Genomic DNA, 23293 nt, shown 5'->3' with positions numbered 1-23293 from the left:
GGATGGTGGGCAGGGTTGTGGTGGTGACGGGGGCCTTCGGCGCCCTGGGGCGCGCCGTAGCGGGGGCTGCGCTTGACGCCGGCCTGCGGGTGGCTGCGATCGACCAGGCGGCCGCCCCATCGCCGTCACTGCCGCCGGAAGTTCTGGCGCTCGGCGGGGTCGATCTCTCCGACCCTGCTCAGGCCGGGGCCGCCATGGCCGCCGTGGCCGAGCGCTTCGGCGGCATCGACGCTCTGCTCAACATCGCCGGCGGCTTTGTCTGGCAGACCACCGAGGATGGCGATCCGGACGCCTGGGCGCGCCTCTACCGTCTCAACGTCCTGACCACGCTGCACGCCTCCCGGGCCGCGCTGCCGCACCTGCTGGCAGGCGGCGCCGGCCGGATCGTCAACGTCGGCGCCAACGCGGCGATCAAGGCCGGGCAGGGGATGGGGGCCTATGCCGCCTCCAAGGCCGGAGTGCATCGCCTGACCGAGGCCCTGGCGGAGGAAACCAAGGGGCGCGGCGTCACCGTCAACGCCGTCCTGCCCTCGATCATCGACACCCCCACCAATCGCGCCGACATGCCGGACGCCGATCCGGCCCAATGGGTCCGTCCCGCCGACCTCGCCGCGGTCATGCTGTTCCTGGCCAGTCCGGCCGCCGGGGCCGTCACCGGGGCGCTGCTGCCGGTCACGGCGGGGCTGTAGCCCGACCCCATCATCAGGGCGCGCCGGCTGAGCCGGGCGCGTCGCTTAACCTCACCAGCCATGCCTTTCGGAGGATGCCGCGCCATGATTTCCAACCTGAACCCAAGTCCAGCTCAAGGCGCGGCCCCCGGCCGTACCCTTGGCGGCCCTCCCGTGCGGCTGCGCGCGGTCAGCTGGATCAGCGTTGGCGGCGTCGCCCGCCTGACCGGCATGACCATCCGCGCCATCCGCTTCTATGAGGAGCGTGGCCTGGTAAACCCAGAGCGGGACGCCCGGGGGCTGCGCCGTTACGACCGGGAGACGGTGGACCGCCTGCTCGACATCGGCGCGTTGCGGGCGGCGGGGCTATCGCTGATCGAAATTGACGAGGTGCTTTCCGAAGGCCGTTCGGACAGCCGGCTCGCCGAGCTTCTGCTCAATCGCCAGCAGCTTCTGACCCGGCAGCTGGACGCGATCCAGGCCTGCGCCGAGCGCATCGGCGTCGCCGTGGCCGTCACCACCAATTTTCAGGAGAACTGAAATGGTGGGTGCAGTAGGATTCGAACCTACGACCCGCTGATTAAGAGTCAGCTGAAGTGGCCCCGGTTCGGTCTTTGGGTCCCCTCAACCCAGCTCGCGCACCCACGCAGCGAAGCGGGATGCGCCATTGGGGGCCAACTCGGGCGTCGTCCGGGCGAGAGGGAAGGCGCCCTGTCGGGCCGCGGTCGGCGTATGGCCGTACTGGCGCCGAAATGCGCGACTGAAGTGCGCTTCGCTCGAGAAGCCCCAGGCGGTGGCGATCTCGGCAATGCTGCGATGGTCGCCACGATCCGTCAGCGCCTGGCGGGCCCGGGCCAGGCGGCGGCGCCAGATGACCTGCGCCACCCCGCCAGAGCCGTCAAACAGCCGGTAGAGGGCCGCCCGCGACAGCCCCGCTTCGGCAGCGATGCGGGCGGGTGTGAGGCCTTCGGACAGGCGGGCTTCGATGATGTCGCGGACCCGGCCGGAGCGGGAATCGCGGGCGGTCGCAATGTCGCTGCCCCGGACCGCGGCGGCAAGAAGCTCAACCAGCGCTGAACCAGCGCCTTCGGCGGCCGACGCCGGCATCGTCGGCAGATTGCGGCTCAGGGACATCAGGTAGTCAGCCAGCATGGCGCCGGCGTCACCGACGAGCACGGCGCCGTGGCAGCCGCGTCCAAGCTGCGCCAAGGGTCCCGAGGTGGGCTTCATTATGCCAATCGAGATCACCCGCACCGCCGTTGTGCGCATGACCAAGGGCCTTGATAGATCGGCGACGATGATCTCCCCGGGGCCGGCCCTTGCCGGAACACCATCGAAATCACCCGAGATCTCTCCATCAACCTGCAGCTGGAAGGTCAGGTGAGTCAGGCCGTCGACCGCGATGCGCTCGGCCGTTCGCCGAAAGGTCTGTGCGCCGACGGTGGAAACGTGGGCGATGACCTTGCCCAGCCTGTAGGTCGTGATCTCGGCGGAGAATTCCGGATCCGCCTCATCCACATCAAAGCCGACGGAAACTAGACCTGCATAGTAGTCGTGCGCTCGACCCTCCGGTGCGTCCGCGGTCGAAAAGGTTAACCGCGGCACGAGTCCGCCCGCCTCCGGAGAGGCGTCATCAAGCAATTGCTCTGCCAACTGTAGGTCCCCAACCCATTCTGGGGCCCCCGCCCCGAATGAGACGAACAGTCAATACAATGAGACGGATGGACAAGACCCAATCGGAGGATTCGTGCGACAGAACGGCGATTGGGGGGCTGGGATAGTCGTTTTGCGCCAAGGGGTTGAGCGCGCGATCCGAATTACCCGCTTCAGAAGAGAAAACAACAGAACTCGTGACCACCGGTCCGCGAGGAGGAAACACCATGGCTGGCAAATCAGGTTCCGATTCGGTTGCGGGCACCAACGCGTCCGAGCATCTCAATGGCGGCGCGAGCGGCGACACCATTAACGGCATGGCCGGGGACGACCGCATCAATGGCGGCTCTGGCAACGACGTCCTCGACGGCGGCTCGGGCAACGACATCGTCAATGGCGACGCCCACAATGACACGCTGGTCTACGTCGTGTCGCAGAACATCGGGTCGCGCGACGTCTACGACGGCGGCTCCGACATCGACACCCTGCGCCTGGTTATGACGCGGGCCGAGTGGCTGAACCCGACCTTCCAGTCGGACCTGACCCGCTACCTGGCTTTCATCCAGGCCAACACCCTGCCGAACGGCCAGGCCAAGAACGTCGCCTTTGAGTTCACCGCCTTCGGCCTGAGCGCCGCGCGGTTCGAGAGCATCGAAATTCTCGTGGACGGCGTGCTGGTCAATCCGGCCGACCAGGCCGTGACCCTGAACAACGACACCATGATCGCCACTGAGGACAGCGCCAGCGCCTCGGTCGACGTGCTGGCCAACGACAGTGTGCCTGACCTGATCAGCAACTTCAGCCACGGCCAGCCGGCCCACGGCACGGTGACCCTGACCTATGCGGCCGGCGCCCCGGGCGCGATCGACAGTGCCCGCTTCGTCTACACGCCGAACGCCACCTACTGGCAGTATCTGGCGGTCGGGCAGACGGCGACCGACAGCTTCACCTACACGGTCCGTGATGCCGATGGCGACGTCAGCACCGCCACCGTGACGGTGACCATCGTCGGCGCCAATGACGCGCCGCGGGTCCTGGCGATCAACGCCGGCGTCACCGACGAGGACGCGGTCCCGCTGAGCATCAACCTGCTGGCCACCGCGACCGATGTCGACGCCACCGACGACCTCGACGTGTCAGGAGTCACGGCGACCTCGTCGAACGCTGGCCGTACCCTGGTCTTCACGGTCGATGCCGAGACCGGCGCCTTCAGCCTGAACCCGGCCCAGTTCAATGACCTGGCGGTCGGTCAGAGCGAGACGGTGACCGTCAGCTACACCGTCACCGACGGCAACGGCGGCAGTGTCGCCAACACTGCGACCTTCGTGGTCGAGGGCCGCAACGATGCACCCGTCGTCAGCGCCATCACGGTCGCGGCCACCAACGAAGACGCCGCCCCGGTCGTCATCAACCTGCTGTCGACGGCCAGTGATGTCGACGCCACCGACGACCTCGACGTCGCCGCCGTCACGGTGACCTCGTCGAACGCTGGCCGCACCCTGGTCTTCACGGTCGATGCCGAGACCGGCGCTTTCAGCCTGAACCCGGCCCAGTTCAATGACCTCGCCGTCGGCGAGAGCGAAACCGTCACGGTCCGCTACACCGTCACGGACGGCAATGGCGGCAATGTCGCCAACACCGCGACCTTTGTGGTCGAGGGCCGCAACGACGCGCCGGTGGTCAGCGCCATCACGGTCGCAACTACCAACGAGGACGCCGCACCTGTCGTCTTCAACCTGCTGTCCACCGCCAGTGATGTCGACGCCACCGACGACCTGGACCTCAGCGGCGTCACCACCACGTCCTCGAACGGCGCCCGGACTCTGACCTACTCGGTTGACGCCGAGACCGGCGCCTTCAGCCTCGATCCGGCCCAGTTCAACGACCTGGCGGTTGGCGAGAGCGAAACCGTCACCGTCAGCTACACCGTCACTGACAGCCACGGCGGCAATGTCGCCAATACCGCCACCTTCGTGGTCGAAGGGCGCAACGACGCGCCCGTCGTCAGCGCCATCCTCGCGCCGGCCACCCATGAAGACGCCGCGCCGATCGCCATCGCCCTGCTGTCGACGGCGAGCGACGTCGACGCCACCGACGATCTGGACGTAGCCAGCGTGACGGCAGACTCCTCCAACAGCGCCCGGACCCTGACCTTCACGGTCGATGCCGAAACCGGCGCCTTCAGCCTCGATCCGGCCCAGTTCAACGACCTCGCCGTCGGCCAGAGCGAGACGGTCACCGTCAGCTACAACGTGGTCGATGGAAACGGGGGCGTCACCGCCAACACCGCCACGGTCGTCGTCGAAGGCCGCAACGATGCCCCGGTGATCGGCGCCGCCGACACCAGCGGCGGGGTTTCCGAGCGCGAGCCGGTCAACGGCGTCACCGCCGTCTCGACCCCTGTGCTGCCGGACACGGAACTCAACGACACCTTCGCCTCCGCCCAGCTGATCGACCGCGCCGTGCTGCGCGTCGCGGCCAATCCCAACCTCGGCGACGCCACCGATCCGTCCGTCACGGTCAGCGGCAACATCGCCAGCCAGGCCGATCAGGACGTCTTCCGCATCACCCTGGCGGCCGGCGAGACCCTGACGCTCGACATCGATTTCGCCGGCGGCTTCGGCGGCGCTCTCCCGGCCACGCCGGGCTATCCGGCCGGGTTCGGGCTCGACTCCTTCATCTTCATCTATGACGCGGCCGGCAACCTGCTGAACTCCAACGACGACGCCCCGATCAGCAGCGGCGGCACCGGATCGATCCGCGCCCAGGACTCCTATCTGCAGTTCACGGCCGCGGCGGGCGGCGAATACTTCATCGTCGTCCACGACTGGGACGGCTCGGCGGGCAGCTATTCGGTCGGCCCTTACCGCCTGCAGGTCAGCGTCGACAGCCAGAACCTGCAGCTGACCGACACCGGCTCGATCAACTTCACCGACGTCGACCTGGCCGACAGCCACACGGTCGGCGTTACGCCCGCCGCAGGCGGCTATCTCGGCGCCCTGACGGCCACGGTGGCCAACGACTCGACCGGCGACGGCGCCGGCCGCATCGACTGGACGTTCTCGGTCGCCAACGCCGCCGTTCAGTTCCTCGCCCAGGGCCAGGTGCTGACCCAGAGCTACACGGTCACGGTCGATGACGGTCACGGGGGAGTGGACTCCCGTGTGATCGACATCACCATCACAGGTGAGAACGACAAGCCGGTCATCACCAACGCCTTCTCCAACGCCATTGTCGTCGAAGACGTCACGGCCTCCACCGGCGGCGCGATCAACTTCGGCGATGTCGATCTTACTGACGGACATACGGTCACCTTCGCCGCCGAAGGCTCCGGCTATCTCGGAACTTTCAGCGCTTCCGTGGCCGACGCCTCGACGGGCGACGGCGCGGGCCAGGTGGCCTGGACGTTCAACGTCGATCCGGCTGACATCCAGTTCCTGAGCGAAGGCCAGGGCCTGCTGCAACGCTACATCGTCACCATCGACGACGGCCATGGCGGCACGACCCAGCAGTTGATCAACGTTACCCTGCGCGGGACCAACGACGCTCCGGTCATCACCGGCGGTGTCGCCGACGGCCAGATCATCGAGGACTATCAGACCAGCGTCGGCGGGGTGATCACCTTTGCCGATCCGGACGCCAATGACGGCCACAACGTCAGCTTCGCGCCGGTGGCGTCGGGTTACACGGGCTGGTTCTCGGCCTACCTGAGCGCCCAGGGAGAGGTTTCCTGGTCCTACAACGGCGACTGGAACGCCCTGCAGTCCATGGCCGAGGGCGAGACCCTGACCCAGGACTATATTGTCACCATCAACGATGGTCGCGGCGGTCAGACCCAGCAAACGGTGTCCATCAACATCACCGGGACCAACGACGGTCCCTACGTGACCTACGCCGACTACTATGGCGCGGTTGGTGAGAACCAGACGGCCGCCGCCAGCGGCGCCGTCGGCTTCTTCGATGCCGACCTCAGTGACAGCCATACCGTCCAGGTGAACCCCTACTACTGGGGCGGCGACTATGTCGGGACTCTTACCGCCACGCTGACCGACGCCGCCACCGGCGACGGCCAGGGCCAGGTCGCCTGGTCGTTCGATCTGGGCGGCGCCGACGTCAACTATCTGTCGGCCGGGGAAAGCCTGTATCAGTACTATGAAGTGACGGTCACGGACTCCCACGGCGCTGCGACCACCAGCTGGGTCGAGATCCGGATTGTCGGCGAGAACGACGGGGTCACAATCCTGGGCGGCGACTTCGACGGCTCGGTGCTTGCGACCCCGGTCGAGGCGGATGCACCGGCGCCCGAACCGATCGTCTTCACGGTCGAGCAGTTCACCGGCATCTCGACCAACGATTTCCAGACCATGCGCACCATCGCGCAGACCACGACGGCCAACTACACCGTCCAGACCAGCGTCATCGACTTCACTGATGACCCCAACGGCTTTGGCGGCGAGCTGGCCGGCTCCAACCCCTGGCCGGCCGCGGTCGCCCAGGGCGCGACCGGGACCGGCGGCATCAACGATCAGTTCTTCGCGCGGATCACCACCACCTTCGAGGTCGGCTCGGCGGACACCTTCACCTTCCGCACCTTCAATGACGACGGCGTCTATCTGCTGATCGACGGCCAGTTCGTCATCGCCGACAGCAGCTATCACCCCGAGACCCCGTTCGAAGGCTCCATCTACCTGACGCCGGGCTCGCACACGCTCGAGCTGTTCTTCTTCGAAGGCGGCGGCGAGGCCTCGCTGGAACTGTCGGTGCGCAACTCGACGGGCCAGTTCGGCCTGCTCGGCGGCACGGCCGGTCCGATCGGCGGCAGCGCCCTGACCGACAGCGGCGTCATCGATTTCGGCGACGTCGATCGCTACGATGGCCACTCGGTCCAGGTCAGCGAAGACGCCGGGGGCTACCTCGGCGCCTTGACCGCGACGCTCACGGACGAGTCCTACTATGACGGCGCCGGCCAGGTGCGGTGGTCGTTCGCGGTCGACAACGCCGCCATCGCCTACCTCGGCGCGGGCGAAACCCTGACCCAGACCTACACGGTCACCATCGCCGACTATAACGGCGCCCAGGTCAGTCAGCAGGTCACCATCACCCTCAACGGGACCAATGAGGCGCCGTACGTGACCTCGGCGGTCGTCGCCGGCGAGGTGGTTGAAGACGGCTCGGCATCGGTTTCCGGCGCCATCGCCCTGCGCGACCTCGACCTCAACGACACCCACAGCATCGACGTTGTCGCCGGCGGTAACGGCTACCTCGGCGACCTGTCGGCCCAGCTGACCAACGCCTTGACCGGCGATGGCGTTGGCGAGGCGACCTGGACCTTCTCGCTTGACCAGGCGCAGGCTCAGGCCCTGGCCGAAGGCGAGGTGCTGACCCAGACCTACCAGGTGCGTGTCACCGACGGTGCGGGGGCCCAGGTTTCCCGGACGGTCACCATCACGCTGCGTGGGACCAATGACGGTCCGGTCGCCACGGCCGACAGCGCTTCGGCCTCGGAAGACGGCCCCGCCGTCACCGGCAACCTCCTGGCCAATGACACCGACGTCGACAACGGCGCGGTGCTGACGGTCTCGAAGGTCGACGGCCAAGCCGCCAACGTCGGCGTCCAGGTCGTCCTGGCGTCCGGCGCTACCCTCACGGTCAACGCCGACGGAACCTATAGCTACAACCCGGCCGGCCGGTTCGACAGCCTCGCTGTCGGTCAGACGGCCGGCGACAGCTTCTCCTACGAGGTGACCGACCAGTTTGGCGCGGTCTCGACCGCCACCGTCGCCCTGACCATCACCGGCGCCAATGACGGCCCGGTGGCGGTCGCCGACAGCCGCACCGCCTCCGAGAACGGACCGGCGGTGACCGGCAACGTGCTGGCCAACGACAGCGACGTCGACGCCGGCGACCAGCTGACGGTCAGCCAGGTCAACGGCTCGGCCGCCTCGGTCGGGGTGCAGGTGACCCTGGCCTCCGGCGCGCTGCTGATGCTGAACGCCAACGGGACCTACAGCTACGATCCCAACAACCAGTTCCACGCCCTGGCCGTCGGCCAGACCGCGACCGACAGCTTCACCTACCAGGTCAGCGATCTGGCGGGCGCCGTGGCGACCCAGACGGTCACCCTGACCATCACCGGCGCCAACGACGCTCCGGTGGCTGTCGCCGATAGCGCCGCCGCTGCCGAGAATGGCCCTGCAGTGACCGGCAACGTCCTGGCCAACGACAGCGATGTCGACGCCGGCGCGGTCCTGACCGTAAGCCAGGTCAACGGCTCGGCCGTAAACGTCGGCGCCCAGGTCACCCTGGCCTCCGGCGCGCTGGTGACCCTCAGCGCCAACGGGAACTACAGCTACAACCCGAACGGCCGGTTCGAGAGTCTGGCCGTCGGCCAGACGACCACCGACAGCTTCACCTACCAGGCCCGGGACGCCCAGGGCGCCGTGTCCAGCCAGACGGTTACCATCACTCTGACGGGCTCCAACGACGCTCCGGTGGTCACCGATGTGACCCTCGGCGCGGGCGGCTCTGCGGGTCTTCCGCTCATCTTCGGGGGGGGGACCTCGTCACCGTTCGGTCAGGCCGTCTTCACCCTCGTCGACAGCAACAATGACGGACGGGTCGAGACCGCCTCCAGCATCTCCAACCTGACCGCGACCGGCTACGGAAACGCCTATGGTCTGGCGAGCGGCGACCTCGACGGGGACGGCGACGCCGACGTGGCGGTGGCGGCCAACAGTGGCCTGTTCGTGTTCACCAATCGCGGCGACACCAATAACGACGGGATCGTCGAGTACACCGGGACGCAGGTTCGGGTTGGCTTCAGCGGCTATGATATTGCGATGGGCGACTTCAATGCCGATGGTCGGCTTGACCTCGTGTCGGTCTACAATACTCAGCTGTTCGAACTTGTGAATCTTGGCGACTCCAACGCCAACGGCGTCATCGACAACTTCTCGACCCGGACGCTTTCGGCGCCCACCGGCAGCTCGGTCTACGGCATCACCGTCACGGACCTGAACAATGACGGCCGCGCCGACATCCTGTTCGCTAACTGGAGCGCGGGACCGGTCGAGATCCGCTTCAATCTGGGCGACACCAATGGCGACGGTCAGATCGACTATCGCAGCCAGTCGATCGAGGACGCCTACGACGAGTACGGCATCGGCGTGGATGCCGGTGACATCGACGGCGACGGCGATACCGACTTCGTCCTGTCGCGGTACAGCAACAACGACGAGGTGATCTATCTGAACCTCGGCGACAGCAACGGCGATGGCCTGCTCGAGTTTGCCAACATCGTCCTGCCGACCGGCGGCAACACCCTCGAGAGCGAACTGATCGATATCGACCGGGACGGCGATCTGGATGTCGTCAGCAACGGGGCCCAGGGCACGCCGCGGATCTCCTACAATATGGGAGACACCAACAATGATGGCCGACCTGACTTCGTCGTCCAGAACCTGACGGGCCCCAACTCCAACCTGGGTCTCGCGGTCGGTGATGTCGACGGCGATGGCGACCTCGACATCGTCCTGCCGAGCCAGAGCGCCGGCCAGACCATGGTGCTGTTGAACAACGGCGACACCAACGGTGACGGCCGTCTGGACTTCACGAGTGTCACCTTGGCCGGCGTTGGCGGATCCTGGGATGCGGAGTTCACCACCATCGGAACCGGTGGCGCCGGCGCCGCCCGCGAGGACGGTCCCGCCGTCAGCGGCGCCTTCAAGGGCGATGACATCGACTCCGATGACAACATTGCCAGCCTGACCTACGCCATCACCTCGGCCCCGGCTGAGGGCACGGTGGTCAACAACAACAACGGCACCTTCAGCTTCATCCCCGGCTCGGCCTTCCAGGACCTGGGCGTGGGCGAGACGCGGACCGTCAGCTTCACCTACCGGGCCACCGACGCCCATGGCGCGGTTTCGAATACCAGCACGGTGACCATCCGGGTGGCTGGGACCAATGATGCCCCCGTGGCCGTGGTCGACAGCGTCTCGACCAACGAAGACGCCCCGGTGACCTTCAACGTGCGGGCCAACGACAGCGACGTCGATGGCGACGCCCTCAACGTCAGCCACATCAACGGTGTGGCGATCGCGGTGAACGGGACGGTCTCGCTCGGGACCGGCAATGGCTCGGTGCGTCTCAACGCCGACGGCACGCTGACCTACACGCCGACGGCCAACGCCAACGGTGCCCGCAGCTTCACCTATACCGTCTCAGACGGCGTCGGCGGCTCGGCGACCGCGACCGTCAATCTGACGATCAATGCAGTCAATGACGCCCCGGTCGCAGCGGCCGATAGCGGTTCGACCAATGAGGATACCGCCGTCACCCTGCTGGGCTCGACCCTGCGGGCCAATGACAGCGATATCGATGGGGCCGGGACTTTCACCATCACCGCGGTGCAGGCGACGTCGACCAAGGGCGCCACGGTGTCCCTGAACGCCAACGGCGACGTCATCTACAACCCGGCGACCTCGTCGGTGCTGCAGGCCCTGACGATCGGCCAGCAGACGACGGACACCTTCACCTACACCATCACCGACGCCGGCGGCGCGACCTCAACCGCGACGGTGACCATCACGGTCGCCGGTCGCCTGGAAGCGCCGACGGCCAATCCGGACACGGTCACTGTGACCGAAGGCGGAACGGCGAGCGGCGACCTCGTGATCAACGACGTGGTCACGGGTTCGACGGGCGCCTCGGGCAACGTCCTGACCAACGGCAGCTTCGAACAGGGCAATCCCGTGCCGGCCGGCGGCATCGCCTTCCCGGCCAGCCTGCCGGGCTGGACGTCGGCTCAAGGCAGCTTCGAGGTCTGGGGCACCGGCTTCGGGGGCAACGTCGCCAGCGACGGCATCGCCTTCCTCGAACTCGACAACGGCGGCGGCATCGACGCCTACAGCAGCACCCTGACCACCCAGGCCGGGCGCCAGTACACGCTGCAGTTTGATCTGGCCCTGCGCAACGGCACGGCCGCGACCAGCAACCGTGTCGAGTTCTTCGTCAACGGCGTATCGCTGGGCATCTTCACCCCGCCCTCGACGACCTTCACCACCTTCAGCGTCACCTTCATCGGCGGCGGCTCGGACGTCATCACATTCCGCGAACCGTCCAGCGACGGCGTCGGCGGACTGATCGACAACCTGCGGATCTCGGCCCAGGCCGATGTGTTCGTCACGGCGGTCGACGGCTCGGCCAGCGGCGTCGGTACGGCGGTGACCGGCTCCAACGGCGGCCAGTTCACCGTCGGCGCCAACGGAGCCTACAGCTTCGCGGCGGGTTCGGCTTTCGACTACCTGTCGGCAGGCCAGACGGCGACGACCTCGGTGACCTACACGGTGACCGACGCTGGCGGGTCCTCGACCAGCACGGTGACCGCCACGGTGACCGGCCAGAATGATGCGGTGACCATCACCTCAGGTCCGCAAACGGTGGCGATCAGCGAGATCGTCGAAGGGCAGGCCGGCGAGGACACCACCGTCCACAGCCACAGCAGCGTCGTCACCTTCACCGACGTCGACCTGGCCGACATCCATTCGGCCAACGTCACGCCAACGGCGTCCGGCTACCTCGGGTCCCTGGTCATGTCGGGCGTCGACCAGGCCGGCAACAGCGTCGGCTGGACCTTCCAAGTCTCCGACGCTGACCTTGACGGTCTGGCGGCCGGCGAGGTTCGCACCCAGACCTACAATGTGACGGTGACGGACGGGCAGGGGGGATCGGCGGTTCAGACCATCGACATTACCCTGACGGGCGCCGCCGACTCGCCGCTCCGCGCTACGCAGATGGCTATCGTCGGCTCCGCCAACGGCTTCCAGTGGGACGTCCTGGCCGGGGTCAATTACGGCGGGTCGCTGTTCTCGGATGGCATCTCAGACGCCTATGACGGCGCCTACCAGGTGACGGGCTTCACCACCGCGGCCGGGTTCGTCGACATCGTCTACACCGCCGAAGGGGTGTTCATGCAGCTGGGGCCGATGATGAACGGCGCCATCCAGCTCAACCGGTCGGTCTTCATTCCGGCGACCGGCGGCGTGGCGCGCATCTTCGACTCCTTCACGAACACGGGTTCCGGCCCGGTCACCCTCGACCCGACCTACTACACCAACCTCGGATCGGACGGTTACGAGCCCAACCGGACGAGCTCGTCAGGCGATGCTGCCTCCGGGACCAACGATCGCTGGTTCGCCAGCGATGACGATGCTGGTAGCCGGGATCCGGCCTTGCTGCACTTCACCGGGGCGACCGACTCGATGGTCTACAGCGGCGGGGAGTTCCGTTGGTCCTACGCCAGCATCACCCTGGCCGCGGGCGAAACGCGATCGGTCCTCAACTTCGCCGGTCAGCATAACAACATCGGCGAATCCGCCGCCGCCGGGGGGGCGCTCATGTCCCTTGATGCCGCGGAACTGGTCGGCCTCACCGCCGCGCAGATCGCGACCATCGTCAACCTGGCCGGCATCAGCCATGCGGCGGCCGGGGCCGTGGCCACCGCCGCATCTCAGCCCGCCTCTGGCGTCTACAGCTACTTCCATGACGCCGGGACCGTTGCCTACGCCCAGCCCTATTTCTACACCGCCCAGAGCCGAGACTTCGTGAGGGGATCGGAATTCGGCGATAACATCTACGGCGGAGAGGGCGATGACACGATCATCGGCAGCCTCGGCCAGGACCTGTACTACGGCGGGGGCGGCGCTGACCGCTTCATCTTCACCGATGTCAGCCAATCGACGTCGGACAGCACGGATGTCATCGCCGACTTCAACGCTGCGGAGGGCGATGTGGTGGATGTCAGCGCCATTGACGCCAACTCGGCGCTGGCCGGAAATCAGGCCTTCACCTTCGTCGCCTCGTTCACCGGCCAGTCCGGCCAGGCTGTCTTCCAGTCTGGCTTGCTGCAACTGGACGTCAATGGCGATGGCCAGGCGGACTTCGTGCTCCAGGTTCAGGGTGCGGTGGACACCAGCTCCGGCTGGATCCTCTGATCGGCTACGGGGGACGGCGCTCGCGTCGTCCCCCGACGCCATCGCGCCGGCTTGGGCCCGGCACCGAACCGGCCTGGGGCGTCGCCTGTGCTCGGTGTTCCACAGCGAGGCTTTTGGTTGAACTTCGCGCTGACGGTCAGATGATTTGCCGCCGGATGACGTGCGCTGACGGTCTCACGGGATGCTGACTTCCGTAACTGTTCCGGCCACGGGCAGGCCGCTGACATTCGAAATCCTTATCGATGCGATGAGTTGCCGGGCGGGCCGAAAGTCAGCCTTTGCGGAATTATTTCATGTCCCTCGCGGCGCAAAACGGCGCCTCGCATTCGGGTGTCAGTCAGCTTGACCGAACGAGCAGCTTGCTGTTGGCTTGCCAACACACGGCCAACGGCGATGGCATGCTGCGGAGATATTGAGGGACACCACTTAGGCTTTTGAAAAGCCTCAACAAAAAAGTGGTGGGTGCAGTAGGATTCGAACCTACGACCCGCTGATTAAGAGTCAGCTGCTCTACCAACTGAGCTATGCACCCGTATCGACGGTTCGGGCGTACCCGGCGGCGAGGGCGCGGAACATACTCGAAATTGCTCGGGACACAAGGGGCGTAATTTGGCCAAGCGAGACATCACCGGAGCGGTCGATTTTCCCTACCTGGAAAGCTTTGCGGCCGGGGATTTCGGGGTCATCGACGAGGTGCTGAATCTGTTCCGTGAACAGGCGACGATCTGGTCGCGAATGCTCGAGCCCGGCGACCCCGGCTGGAACGACGCCCTGCACACCATCAAGGGCGCGGCGAGGGGAATCGGGGCCAACGCCCTGGCCGACGTCTGCGAACGGGCCGAGCGGGAAGGGACGGGCGTGCTGCCGGCCGTGCATGCGGCCCTGGACGCCGCCCTGCTCGACGTGGCGGCCTATCAGCACGAACTGATGTTGAAGAGCCTCAAAGGCTAGCGGGTCTTGTCCCAGACGCCGAACTCATAGGCGATGCAGCGGTCGACGAGCGTTCGCCATACCGGTTCTGCAATGGCGTGCGAGAGCCCGGCCTCGGTGGCGGCGGCTTTCACCTTGGCGACCACGTCCTCGATCCGCGCCACGTCGCGCACTACGCCCCGGTCCGGTTTGATCCGGGCGGCGGCGTCCATGTAGCCCTGGCGCTCAGCCAGCAGCTTCACCAAGGCGCGGTCCAGGGCATCCACCCCGACACGGACCTCGGCCATCGTCGTGCAGTCCTGCGGCGCGACCCGGGGGTCGACCGATACGGAAACGTCTTTGGGCATGAAGAACTCTAGATACCTGCGCCGTTGTCGAGGGTCTGGAGGGCGGCTTCGTGGGCGGCCGCCTCTTCCATAAGCCAGGAGACGAAGGCCTTAACCTGCGGCAGCCGTCCCTTGGTCTTGGGGTGGACGACGTAATAGGCGAAGTCCACCGCCGTGGCGATCTGTAATGGCGTCACCAGCCGTCCGGCGTCGAGATCGGCCTGCGCCAGCGTCCGCTTGGCCAGGGCCACGCCCCGGCCGTTGACCGCCGCCTCGATGACCAGGCTCGACTGGTTGAAGCGCGGCCCCCGCGTTCCGTCGACGCCGCGAATGCCCCGCGCCGCCAGCCACATGGCCCAGTCGGGGCAGCTGTCGTCGGCGTCCGGGCTGCCGTCGTGCAGCAGGATGTGGTGCGACAGGTCGCTGGGATCGTTCAGCGGATTCTCGTTCAAGAGGTTGGGACTGACCACCGGGATCACCGTCTCGGTCATCAGCTTGATGACCTCCAGGCCCGGATAGCGCCCGCCGCCGTAACGGATGGCCAGGTCGATCTCACCCGAGGCAAAGTCGACCACCTCCATGCCGGCCGACAGCCAGACATCGACCTGCGGATGCTTCTCCTCGAACTTGCCCAGCCGCGGCACCAGCCATTTGGCGGCGAACGACGGCGCGGCCGTCAGGGTCAGGCGCCGGCCGTCGACGGCGGCGGTCAGCAGCGACGCCGCCTCGGCCAGCCGGTCGAAGGCTTCTCTAAGGGCGGGAAGGGCGGTCTGGGCTGCGTCGGTCAGCAGGAGGCCCTTGGGCGTGCGCTTGAACAGCGCCGCCCCGACATAGTCTTCCAGGTTCTGAATCTGCTGGCTCACGGCCCCGGGCGTCACCGACAGCTCTTCGGCGGCTCTGGAGAAGTTCAGATGGCGCGCGGCCGCCTCGAACGCCCGCAAGGCGTTCAGCGGCGGCAGGCGCCTGCGATGATCAGAGGGTTTATCCATCCCCAAGTTTTCCTGAACGCCCCGGCAGAAGTCCTAGTTTGCGAAGTGGTCTTCGCGAGCCCAGTTAGCAAGTGTCCGATGGCGTCACGGCCCTTTTCGTCATCGGGTATCGGGCGGGGCGGGTCGTTTTCGGCCCGCCTCGACCCTCTCGCCGCCCTTATAGAGAAGCTATCGCGCCATGTCCCGGCTTTCGCGTCCCGCATCCTCCAACAGGCGTCTCGTGGCGCTCGATGGCCGTCGCGCGAAACCCGGCATGGTCTGGCTGGTCGGCGCGGGTCCGGGCGACCCCGACCTGCTGACCATCAAGGCCGCCCGTGTCATCGGCACGGCCGATGTCATCGTCCACGACGGCCTCGTTTCCTCTGAAATTCTCGCCCTGGCCCCTGCCGGCGCCCGCCTCATCGACGTCGCCAAGCGCAAGTCGCGCCACACCCTGCCGCAGGACGACATCAACGATCTCCTGGTCGCCCTCGCCCAACAAGGCCTGACCGTCGTCCGCCTCAAGGGCGGCGACCCCTTCATCTTCGGCCGGGGCGGTGAAGAACTGGCCGCCTGCCGCTTCGCCGGTCTCGAAGCCCAGGTCGTGCCCGGCGTCACCGCCGCCCTGGCCGCGAGCGCCTCGGCCGGCGCCCCGCTCACCCATCGCGGCGCCGCCCAGTCGGTCACCTTCGTCACCGGCCACGCCGCCCACGGCGAGCCGGATCTCGACTGGCCGGCCCTGGCCCGCGCCAACCAGACCGTGGTCATCTACATGGGCCTCAGCACCGCCGGCCTGATCGCCGAGCGCCTGATGGCCGCTGGCCGCGCGCCCTCGACCCCGGCCCTGATCGTCGTCAACGCCAGCCGCGCCGACGAGCAACGACTGCCGACCACGCTTGGCCAACTCACCGAGACCGCCGCCGACCTCTCCGGCCCGGCCTTGCTGATGGTCGGCGAGGCGATGTCGATGGCTCAGGCCAATGACGCTCCGGACGCCATCCTGGCGCGGGTGTCGGCATGAAGGTCCTGACCGCCAACCGCCTGATCGATGGCGAGGTCGTCTTCTGGCAGGCCGGCCAGTGGGTCGAACGCTTCGCCGACGCCGACATCTTCGAGGATGACGGGGGCGAGGCCGCCGTCGCCGTCGCCAAGGGCCAGCCGACCGTCATCGTCGAACCCTATCTGATCGACATCGCCCAGGGCCCCGCCGGCCTGGCGCCGGTCAGCTACCGCGAGCGCATCCGCGCCCTTGGTCCGACCAACGAACCCACCCACGGCAAGCAGGCCGAAGGCGGCGCCGCCATCGAAGCCCTGCAGGCCGCCACCGGCGCCGCCCGCTCGACCGGCCGCGTCGACCTGATCCGCAGGAAGTAGCCCCATGTACAGCTACGACATCATCGACCAGGAATTCCTCGAGGACCGCGCCGCCGAGTTCCGCGGCCAGGTCGTCGCCCGTCTGGCCGGCGACATCACAGAGGACCAATTCAAGCCCCTGCGCCTGATGAACGGCCTCTACCTCCAGCTCCACGCCTACATGCTGCGGGTCGCCGTCCCCTATGGCTCGCTGAACCCGACGCAGATGCGCGCCTTCGCCCACATCGCCCGTACCTGGGACAAGGGCTATGGCCATTTCACCACCCGCCAGAACATCCAGTTCAACTGGATCAAGCTGGGCGACACGCCGGACATCCTCGACCATCTGGCCGGGGTGCAGATGCACGCCATCCAGACCAGCGGCAACTGCATCCGCAACGTCACGTCGGACCCCTACGCCGGCGCCACGGCGCAAGAGGTCGACGACCCCCGCGTCTGGTCCGAAGTCCTGCGCCAGTGGTCGACGCTGCACCCCGAGTTCAGCTACCTGCCGCGCAAGTTCAAGATCGCCGTCACCGCGTCCGAGACCGACCGCACGGCCGCCCGCGCCCATGACATCGGGCTGAAGGTCCTGCGCAACGCCGACGGCGCCCTCGGCTTCGAGGTCATGGTCGGCGGCGGCCAGGGCCGCACGCCCTACCTGGCCCCGACCATCAAGCCGTTCCTGCCGGCCAGCCGGCTGATCAGCTATCTGGAAGCGGTTCTGCGCGTCTACAACCGCCACGGCCGCCGCGACAATTCCTACAAGGCCCGCATCAAGATCCTCGTCGCCAGCCTGGGCGCGGAAGAGTTCGGCCGCCAGGTCGAGGAAGAGTGGCTGAAGATCGGCGAAGGCCGCGATCTGCCCGACACCGAACTGGCCCGCATCCGCGGCAGCTTCATCAAGGTCCCGTTCGAGACGCTGGCCCCGAAGTCCGACGTCTTCGACGCCGAACTGGCTTCCGACCGGGCCTTCGCCCGTTTCGTGCGTAACAACGTCAAGGCCCACAAGCAGCCCGGCTACGCCATCGTCGAGATCAGCCTGAAGGCCCCCGGCGCCACCCCTGGCGACGCCTCCGCCGAGCAGATGGAGGCGGTCGCCGACCTGGCCGAACGCTATGGCCTGGGCGATATCCGGGCCACTCACGAACAGAACCTCGTCCTGCCGCATGTGAAGCTGGACGACGTCCCCACCGTCCACCGCGCCCTGCAGGCCGTGGGTCTGGCGACCTCCAACATCAGCCTGATCAGCGACATCATCGCCTGCCCGGGCCTCGACTACTGCGCCCTGGCCAACGCCCGCGCCATCCCGGTCGCCCAGTCGATCCAGGACCGCTTCGCCGACGCCGACCGGGCCGAGGACATCGGCGAGCTGAAGATCAAGATCAGCGGCTGCATCAACGCCTGCGGCCACCACCACGTCGGCCACATCGGCGTGCTCGGCGTCGACAAGAAGGGCGAGGAATTCTACCAGCTCAGCCTCGGCGGCTCGGGCGCGGAAGACGCTTCGCTCGCCTCGATCCTCGGCCCGGCCCTGCCGGCCGACAAGGTCGCCGACGCCGTCGACCGCCTGGTCGAGACCTATCTGTCGGCCCGCCAGGGCGAGGAACGCTTCCTCGACACCTTCCGCCGCCTGGGCATGGCCCCCTTCAAGGAGGCCGTCTATGCCGACGCTCATTAAGCTCGAAGGCGGCAAGTTCGGATACGCCGACGACGTCTTCACCGACGTCGCCGACGAGGACGATATTCCGGCCGGCCCGGTCATTCTCAGCCTGAGCCGCTTCCAGGCCGAGGGCGACGCGCTTGTCACCGCCGGCCGCGCCGTCGGCGTCCGCATCCAGACCGACGAGGCGGTCGAGGACCTGGCCTACGACCTGCCGCGCCTGGCGCTGGTGGCCGTGGTCTTCCCAAAGTTCCGCGACGGCCGCACCTTCACCACCGCCACCCTGCTGCGCGAGCGCTTCGCCTATGCGGGCGAGGTGAGGGCGGTCGGCGATGTCCTCTTGCAACAAGCAAGCTTCATGGTCCGCACGGGCTTCGATTCCTTCGCGCCGGCCGACGGCGCCACTCCTGAACAATGGGCCAAGGCTGCCGGCCTCTTCCGGCATGTGTACCAGCGTGCGGCCGACAACCGCCCGCCGGCCTTCGAGGAGAGAAGGTAATGGCCTTCGACCAGCTCGAGCGCCCCACAACCGCGGCCTTGCTGGACGCGGAACTGCGCAGCGCCCACCCGACCACCATCATCGAAGCCGCCGTAACGACCTTCGGCGAGCGCCTGGCCCTGGTCTCGTCCTTCGGGGCGGAGAGCGCCGTGCTGCTGCATTTGGCCGCCCAGGTGAAGAAGGACATCCCCGTCCTCTTCCTCGACACCGGCATGCTGTTCGGCCAGACCCTCGACTACCGCAAGCAGTTGGCCCAACGCCTTGGCCTCACCGACGTCCGTGACCTGCGGCCGCGCTTCCAGGACCTCGCCGTCGGCGATCCCGACGCCAACCTGTGGAAGACCGACACCGACGCCTGCTGCAATATCCGCAAGGTTCTGCCGCTGGACCGCGCCCTCGAGGGCTTCGACGGCTGGCTGACGGGGCGCAAGCGCTTCCACGGCGGCGACCGCCTGCGCCTGGCGGTGGTCGAACAGGCCGACCACCAGATCAAGTTCAATCCCCTGGCCAACTGGGGCAAGGAAGAGCTCGACGCCTACGTCGCCCTGCACGACCTGCCGGCCCACCCGCTGGTCGCCCAGGGCTTCCCCTCGATCGGCTGCTGGCCCTGCACCAGCCCGGTCGAAGAGGGCGCCGACGTCCGCGCCGGCCGCTGGGCCGGCCAGGACAAGACAGAATGCGGCATCCACGTCGCCCGCGCCCATGTCGCGCCGACCAACGTGGGCGGGGATATCTGACCCGCGCCCTTCAATGAGGGAGGAAGGGGCTTTGCCCCTACTTCGCCGTGGCGATCCGCTGACCGGCCTTCGGGCAACCGGTGAACGTGCCGGCCTTCATGACCTGCACTGTCTTGGTGTTGATCTTCATCAGCGGCCGCATCGAGCCCCGGCCGTGGCCGGTGAACAGATCGATCTTGGCGCCTTTGACCGCGCCGCCGGTGTCGGAGATGTACCAGTAGCCGTCATGCACGCCGCCGTCGGGCATGGCCATGCCGACCGTTTCCGGAATGAACACGATGGAGCGCTTGGGGGCGACCCGGGGGTCGCTGGCCGCCGTGCGCATGGCTACCACCGGACAGCCCAGGCTGTCGCGGGCGCCCGCGCCGCCGCCGCCCGAGTGGTACAGGGTGACGCGCATATTCCAGTCGGCCTCGCCGGGAACGGTCCTGGCCTGGCTCGCGTTGTCATCAGGCAGGATGGCATCGTCCGGAATGGGCGACATGGTCCCACGGAGTCCGACCGTCTTCCCAGCATTGGTTTGGGCGACCGGCGTCTCGGTGTTGATCTGCGCGATAAGATCCCCGATGGGATCGCCGTTTGCGCTGCCCAAATCCTGGGCGGACGAAGAACTTGCAACCAGCATAAAAGCCAGTGCGGCGAGGCATGCTGAGGTACGCTTCATCAGCGGTCCCCCCTTTGTTTCTCGACGACAGGTCGGGGCTAGGTAGCGACCGAGGGCTCAAAAGGCAACCCCGTCCGGTGTCGCAGGGAGAAAAACCATGAGTATCACTGTGTTTGGCGACAGCATCAGTGGCAATTGTCTCAAGGTAAAGTGGACCGCCGACCGAATCGGTAGGCCGTATCGCTGGGTCGAAACCGACATCCTCAAGGGCCAAAGTCGTACGCCTGATTTCCTCGCGCGGAACCCGGCCGGTCAGGTTCCTCTGGTTGTGCTGGAGGATGGTCGCGCTTTAGCGCAAAGCAACGCAATTATACTTCACCTTGCTGAAGGCTCCGACCTGGTCCCCAAGGACTCGTACGAGCGCGCCAAGATGTTCGAGTGGCTGTTCTGGGAGCAGTACAGTCATGAGCCCTACGTCGCGGTCGCCCGCTTCCAGATGGCCTATCTGGGCAAGGCGGCGTCCGATCTGGACCCCAAGATCGTTGAACGCGGCAAGGCGGCCCTGGCCCGTCTGGAGATGGCCCTGGAGGGCAACCCCTTCCTGGTCGGTCACGACCTGACCCTCGCCGATATCAGCCTCGTCGCCTACACTCGGGTCGCGCACGAGGGCGGCTTTGACCTGTCGGACTATCCGGCGGTCCAGGCCTGGATCCGGCGTGTCGAGGCGGCGCTGGAGATTGCATGAACGAGCCGGACCCGAAGGCCTTTGTGCTCGAACCCCTGGCCTGGACCAATCTGGATCCGGCCGAGATGGCCAGCCGGGCCGAGGCTTTCCTCCAGGTCATGGCCGCCCGGCGGACTGTCCGCGATTTTTCCGATCGAACCGTGCCGCGAGGCCTGATCGAGACCTGTCTGCGGACCGCCGCCAGCGCCCCCAGTGGGGCCAATCTTCAGCCCTGGCATTTCGCGGTGGTCGGCAGCCCGGCGGTCAAGCAGCGAATTCGCCAGGCGGCGGAGGAGGAGGAGCGGGCCTTCTACGCCGGAAAGGCCGGCGAGGCCTGGCTTGAGGCGTTGGCTCCTCTAGGCACCGATCCGCACAAACCGTTCCTGGAGATCGCGCCCTGGCTGATCGTCGTCTTCGCCCAACGGCGAGCCGGGGCGGTCTCTGGCGAGGATCGCAAGGCCTATTACTTCAACGAATCTGTCGGCATCGCCACCGGCCTGTTGCTGGCCTCGCTGCACCAGGCCGGGCTGGCGACCTTGACCCACACGCCTGCGCCAATGGGATTTCTCAACGAAATCTGCGGTCGTCCGGCCACTGACAAACCCTATCTGATCGTGGTTGTCGGCTATCCAGCCACGAACGCCGCGACACCGCGCTTCGCCCGGCATAGAAAGGCCCTCGACAACATCACCACATGGCTTTGACGACCCTCATGTATTCCAAGCGCATTCCAGCCCTCCTTGCCGCCATCGGTCTCGGCGCCGTGATCGCCACCCAGGCCCTGGCATGGGGCGCCAGCGGGCACCGCATCATCGGCCAGCTGGCTGTCGAGGCCCTGCCGGCCGAGATCCCCGCCTTCCTGCGCGGCAAGAAGGCCGTCGCCGCCATGGGCGAACTGGCCCGGGAGCCCGATCGCTGGAAGGGCGCCGGCAAGCTGCACGACACCGACCGCGAGGGCGCCCATTTCATCGACATCGACGACAACGGCCTGGTCTTCGGCGTCATGCCCGTGGGCGAGCTGAAGTCGACCCGCGCCGAGTACGAGAAAGCTCTGCAGGAGAAGGGACTCGACGGCTGGAAGGCCGGCTGGCTGCAGTATTCGATCATCGACGGCTATCAGCAGCTGACCCAGGACTTCCGTTACTGGCGCGTCCTGACCGCCATGGAGAAGCGCGCGAAGGGCAAGCAGAAGGCCTGGTACAAGGCCGACCGCCTGCGCCGCGAGCAGCTGATCCTGCGGGATCTCGGCGAGTTCGCCCACTACGTGGGCGACGGCTCCCAACCCCTGCACACCTCGATCCACTACAATGGCTGGGGCGATTTCCCGAACCCCAAGGGCTACAGCAACGACCGGCTGCACAGCCCTTTCGAGGGTGAGTTCGTGGCCCGCAACGTCACCCTGGTCGGCGCCCGCGCCGCCGTCCCGGCCGTCCGCGACTGCGCCTGCACGATCGAACAGCGCACCGTCGCGTACCTGTTGAAGACCAACACCCAGACCGAGCCGCTTTACGTCCTCTGGGGCGAGAACGCCTTCAAGACCAACGACCCCAAAGCGGTCGCCTTCGCCACCGACCTGATCGGATCGGGCGCCGGCGAGCTGCGCGACATGGTCGTCATGGCCTGGCGCGAGAGCGCCACCGGCAAGGTCGGCTGGCCGGCGGTGGCCGTCGACGACGTGGTGTCGGGCAAGGTCGATCCCTGGGTGTCGCTGCTGGGCAAGGACTGATGCTGGAGTTCGGCCTCCGCGACCCGGAGAAAGCCTACCGCCTGCGTCCCGCCGCCTTCGGCGTCTGCGAGCGGGACGGCCTCATCGCCTGCGTCCACGTCACCCGCAGCGACGACCGCAGCTACCACGACCTGCCCGGCGGCGCCGTCGACGGCATGGAGAGCGAAGCCGAGGCCCTGATCCGCGAATTCGGCGAAGAGACGGGCCTCATCGCCCGCCCCGGCGCCCTGATTGTCCGCGCCGTCCAGCTGTTCCTCAAGAGCGACGGCGAGCCGGTCGAAAACGAGGGCGGCATCTACGAAGCGACCCTGACCGGCGAGGACCCCTCCCTCAAGGTCGAGGACGACCACACGCTCGTTTGGCTTGATCCCCAGGAAGCGGTGCTGAAACTCCGCCACGAGAGCCACGCCTGGGCCGTCGCGAAATGGTTGCGCGAGCGGGGCTGACC

General features: G+C 67.1%; 17 protein-coding genes and 2 tRNA genes. 13 read left to right on the top strand and 6 right to left on the bottom strand.

Annotation, left to right across the window (positions count from 1 at the left end):
- The first annotated feature begins 2 nt into the window (after window positions 1-2).
- Window positions 3-689, top strand: a complete 687-nt coding sequence (locus AC2YG9_RS17715; protein WP_487299312.1) for an SDR family NAD(P)-dependent oxidoreductase — start codon at window positions 3-5, stop codon at window positions 687-689.
- A 153-nt stretch (window positions 690-842) separates the two neighbouring features.
- Window positions 843-1208 (top strand): MerR family transcriptional regulator, encoded by a 366-nt coding sequence (locus AC2YG9_RS17710; protein ID WP_487299311.1) that lies wholly within the window; start codon window positions 843-845, stop codon window positions 1206-1208.
- 2 nt (window positions 1209-1210) lie between these two features.
- Here AC2YG9_RS17710 and AC2YG9_RS17705 read toward each other — a convergent pair.
- Both AC2YG9_RS17705 and AC2YG9_RS17700 read right to left on the bottom strand, forming a co-directional pair.
- Window positions 1211-1312 (bottom strand) — tRNA-OTHER (locus tag AC2YG9_RS17705).
- Window positions 1293-2309 carry a helix-turn-helix domain-containing protein gene (locus tag AC2YG9_RS17700; RefSeq protein WP_487299310.1) on the bottom strand — a complete coding sequence of 339 codons (1017 nt, stop codon included), beginning with the start codon at window positions 2307-2309 and terminating at the stop codon, window positions 1293-1295. Before AC2YG9_RS17700 ends, AC2YG9_RS17705 begins: the two co-directional genes overlap by 20 nt.
- Window positions 2310-2548: 239 nt before the next feature.
- Between AC2YG9_RS17700 and AC2YG9_RS17695 the strand changes: the two genes are divergently transcribed.
- The gene (locus AC2YG9_RS17695; protein ID WP_487299309.1) at window positions 2549-13315 is read left to right on the top strand and encodes a VCBS domain-containing protein; all 10767 of its coding nucleotides are present in this window, start codon (window positions 2549-2551) and stop codon (window positions 13313-13315) included.
- A gap of 456 nt (window positions 13316-13771) precedes the next feature.
- Here the strand turns inward: AC2YG9_RS17695 and AC2YG9_RS17690 are convergent.
- A tRNA-Lys gene (locus tag AC2YG9_RS17690) sits at window positions 13772-13847 on the bottom strand.
- A 77-nt stretch (window positions 13848-13924) separates the two neighbouring features.
- Here AC2YG9_RS17690 and AC2YG9_RS17685 point away from each other — a divergent pair.
- Window positions 13925-14266: an Hpt domain-containing protein gene (locus AC2YG9_RS17685; RefSeq protein ID WP_487299308.1), complete on the top strand. Its 342-nt coding sequence runs from the start codon at window positions 13925-13927 to the stop codon at window positions 14264-14266.
- On the opposite strand, the gene AC2YG9_RS17680 is transcribed toward AC2YG9_RS17685, so the two are convergent.
- On the bottom strand, window positions 14263-14592 hold the full coding sequence (locus tag AC2YG9_RS17680; RefSeq protein WP_487299307.1) for a chorismate mutase: 330 nt from the start codon (window positions 14590-14592) through the stop codon (window positions 14263-14265). The genes AC2YG9_RS17685 and AC2YG9_RS17680 overlap by 4 nt on opposite strands.
- A gap of 8 nt (window positions 14593-14600) precedes the next feature.
- Window positions 14601-15560 (bottom strand): transcriptional regulator GcvA, encoded by a 960-nt coding sequence (gene gcvA, locus AC2YG9_RS17675; protein WP_487299306.1) that lies wholly within the window; start codon window positions 15558-15560, stop codon window positions 14601-14603.
- Window positions 15561-15738: 178 nt separating this feature from the next.
- Here gcvA and cobA point away from each other — a divergent pair, with 178 nt between their 5' ends.
- From cobA to AC2YG9_RS17650, 5 genes are read left to right on the top strand one after another with little or no spacing between them, the layout of a single operon-like run.
- Window positions 15739-16560, top strand: coding sequence for a uroporphyrinogen-III C-methyltransferase (cobA, locus tag AC2YG9_RS17670; RefSeq protein WP_487299305.1), 822 nt, complete (start codon window positions 15739-15741; stop codon window positions 16558-16560).
- On the top strand, window positions 16557-16913 hold the full coding sequence (locus tag AC2YG9_RS17665) for a DUF2849 domain-containing protein (RefSeq protein ID WP_487299304.1): 357 nt from the start codon (window positions 16557-16559) through the stop codon (window positions 16911-16913). The genes cobA and AC2YG9_RS17665 overlap by 4 nt, the downstream gene beginning before the upstream one ends.
- A 4-nt stretch (window positions 16914-16917) precedes the next feature.
- A complete protein-coding gene (locus AC2YG9_RS17660; protein ID WP_487299303.1) occupies window positions 16918-18573 on the top strand; it encodes a nitrite/sulfite reductase in 1656 nt (551 codons plus the stop codon).
- Window positions 18557-19054 carry a DUF934 domain-containing protein gene (locus AC2YG9_RS17655; protein ID WP_487299302.1) on the top strand — a complete coding sequence of 166 codons (498 nt, stop codon included), beginning with the start codon at window positions 18557-18559 and terminating at the stop codon, window positions 19052-19054. The genes AC2YG9_RS17660 and AC2YG9_RS17655 overlap by 17 nt, the downstream gene beginning before the upstream one ends.
- Entirely contained in the window at window positions 19054-19791 is a 738-nt protein-coding gene (locus tag AC2YG9_RS17650) for a phosphoadenylyl-sulfate reductase (protein ID WP_487299301.1), read from the top strand. The genes AC2YG9_RS17655 and AC2YG9_RS17650 overlap by 1 nt, the downstream gene beginning before the upstream one ends.
- Window positions 19792-19828: 37 nt before the next feature.
- Here AC2YG9_RS17650 and AC2YG9_RS17645 read toward each other — a convergent pair whose 3' ends face one another.
- Entirely contained in the window at window positions 19829-20275 is a 447-nt protein-coding gene (locus AC2YG9_RS17645) for a 3D domain-containing protein (RefSeq protein ID WP_487299300.1), read from the bottom strand.
- A 277-nt stretch (window positions 20276-20552) separates the two neighbouring features.
- Here AC2YG9_RS17645 and AC2YG9_RS17640 point away from each other — a divergent pair, with 277 nt between their 5' ends.
- From AC2YG9_RS17640 to AC2YG9_RS17625, 4 genes are read left to right on the top strand one after another with little or no spacing between them, the layout of a single operon-like run.
- Window positions 20553-21140: a glutathione S-transferase family protein gene (locus AC2YG9_RS17640; RefSeq protein WP_487299299.1), complete on the top strand. Its 588-nt coding sequence runs from the start codon at window positions 20553-20555 to the stop codon at window positions 21138-21140.
- A complete protein-coding gene (locus AC2YG9_RS17635) occupies window positions 21137-21823 on the top strand; it encodes a nitroreductase family protein (RefSeq protein WP_487299298.1) in 687 nt (228 codons plus the stop codon). Before AC2YG9_RS17640 ends, AC2YG9_RS17635 begins: the two co-directional genes overlap by 4 nt.
- On the top strand, window positions 21814-22845 hold the full coding sequence (locus AC2YG9_RS17630) for a phospholipase C/P1 nuclease family protein (protein WP_487299297.1): 1032 nt from the start codon (window positions 21814-21816) through the stop codon (window positions 22843-22845). The genes AC2YG9_RS17635 and AC2YG9_RS17630 overlap by 10 nt, the downstream gene beginning before the upstream one ends.
- On the top strand, window positions 22845-23291 hold the full coding sequence (locus tag AC2YG9_RS17625; RefSeq protein WP_487299296.1) for an NUDIX domain-containing protein: 447 nt from the start codon (window positions 22845-22847) through the stop codon (window positions 23289-23291). Before AC2YG9_RS17630 ends, AC2YG9_RS17625 begins: the two co-directional genes overlap by 1 nt.
- Window positions 23292-23293: the final 2 nt, after the last annotated feature.

The organism is Caulobacter sp. SRI_014 (assembly GCF_057586315.1).
This window is presented reverse-complemented; position numbering and strand designations above follow the sequence as displayed.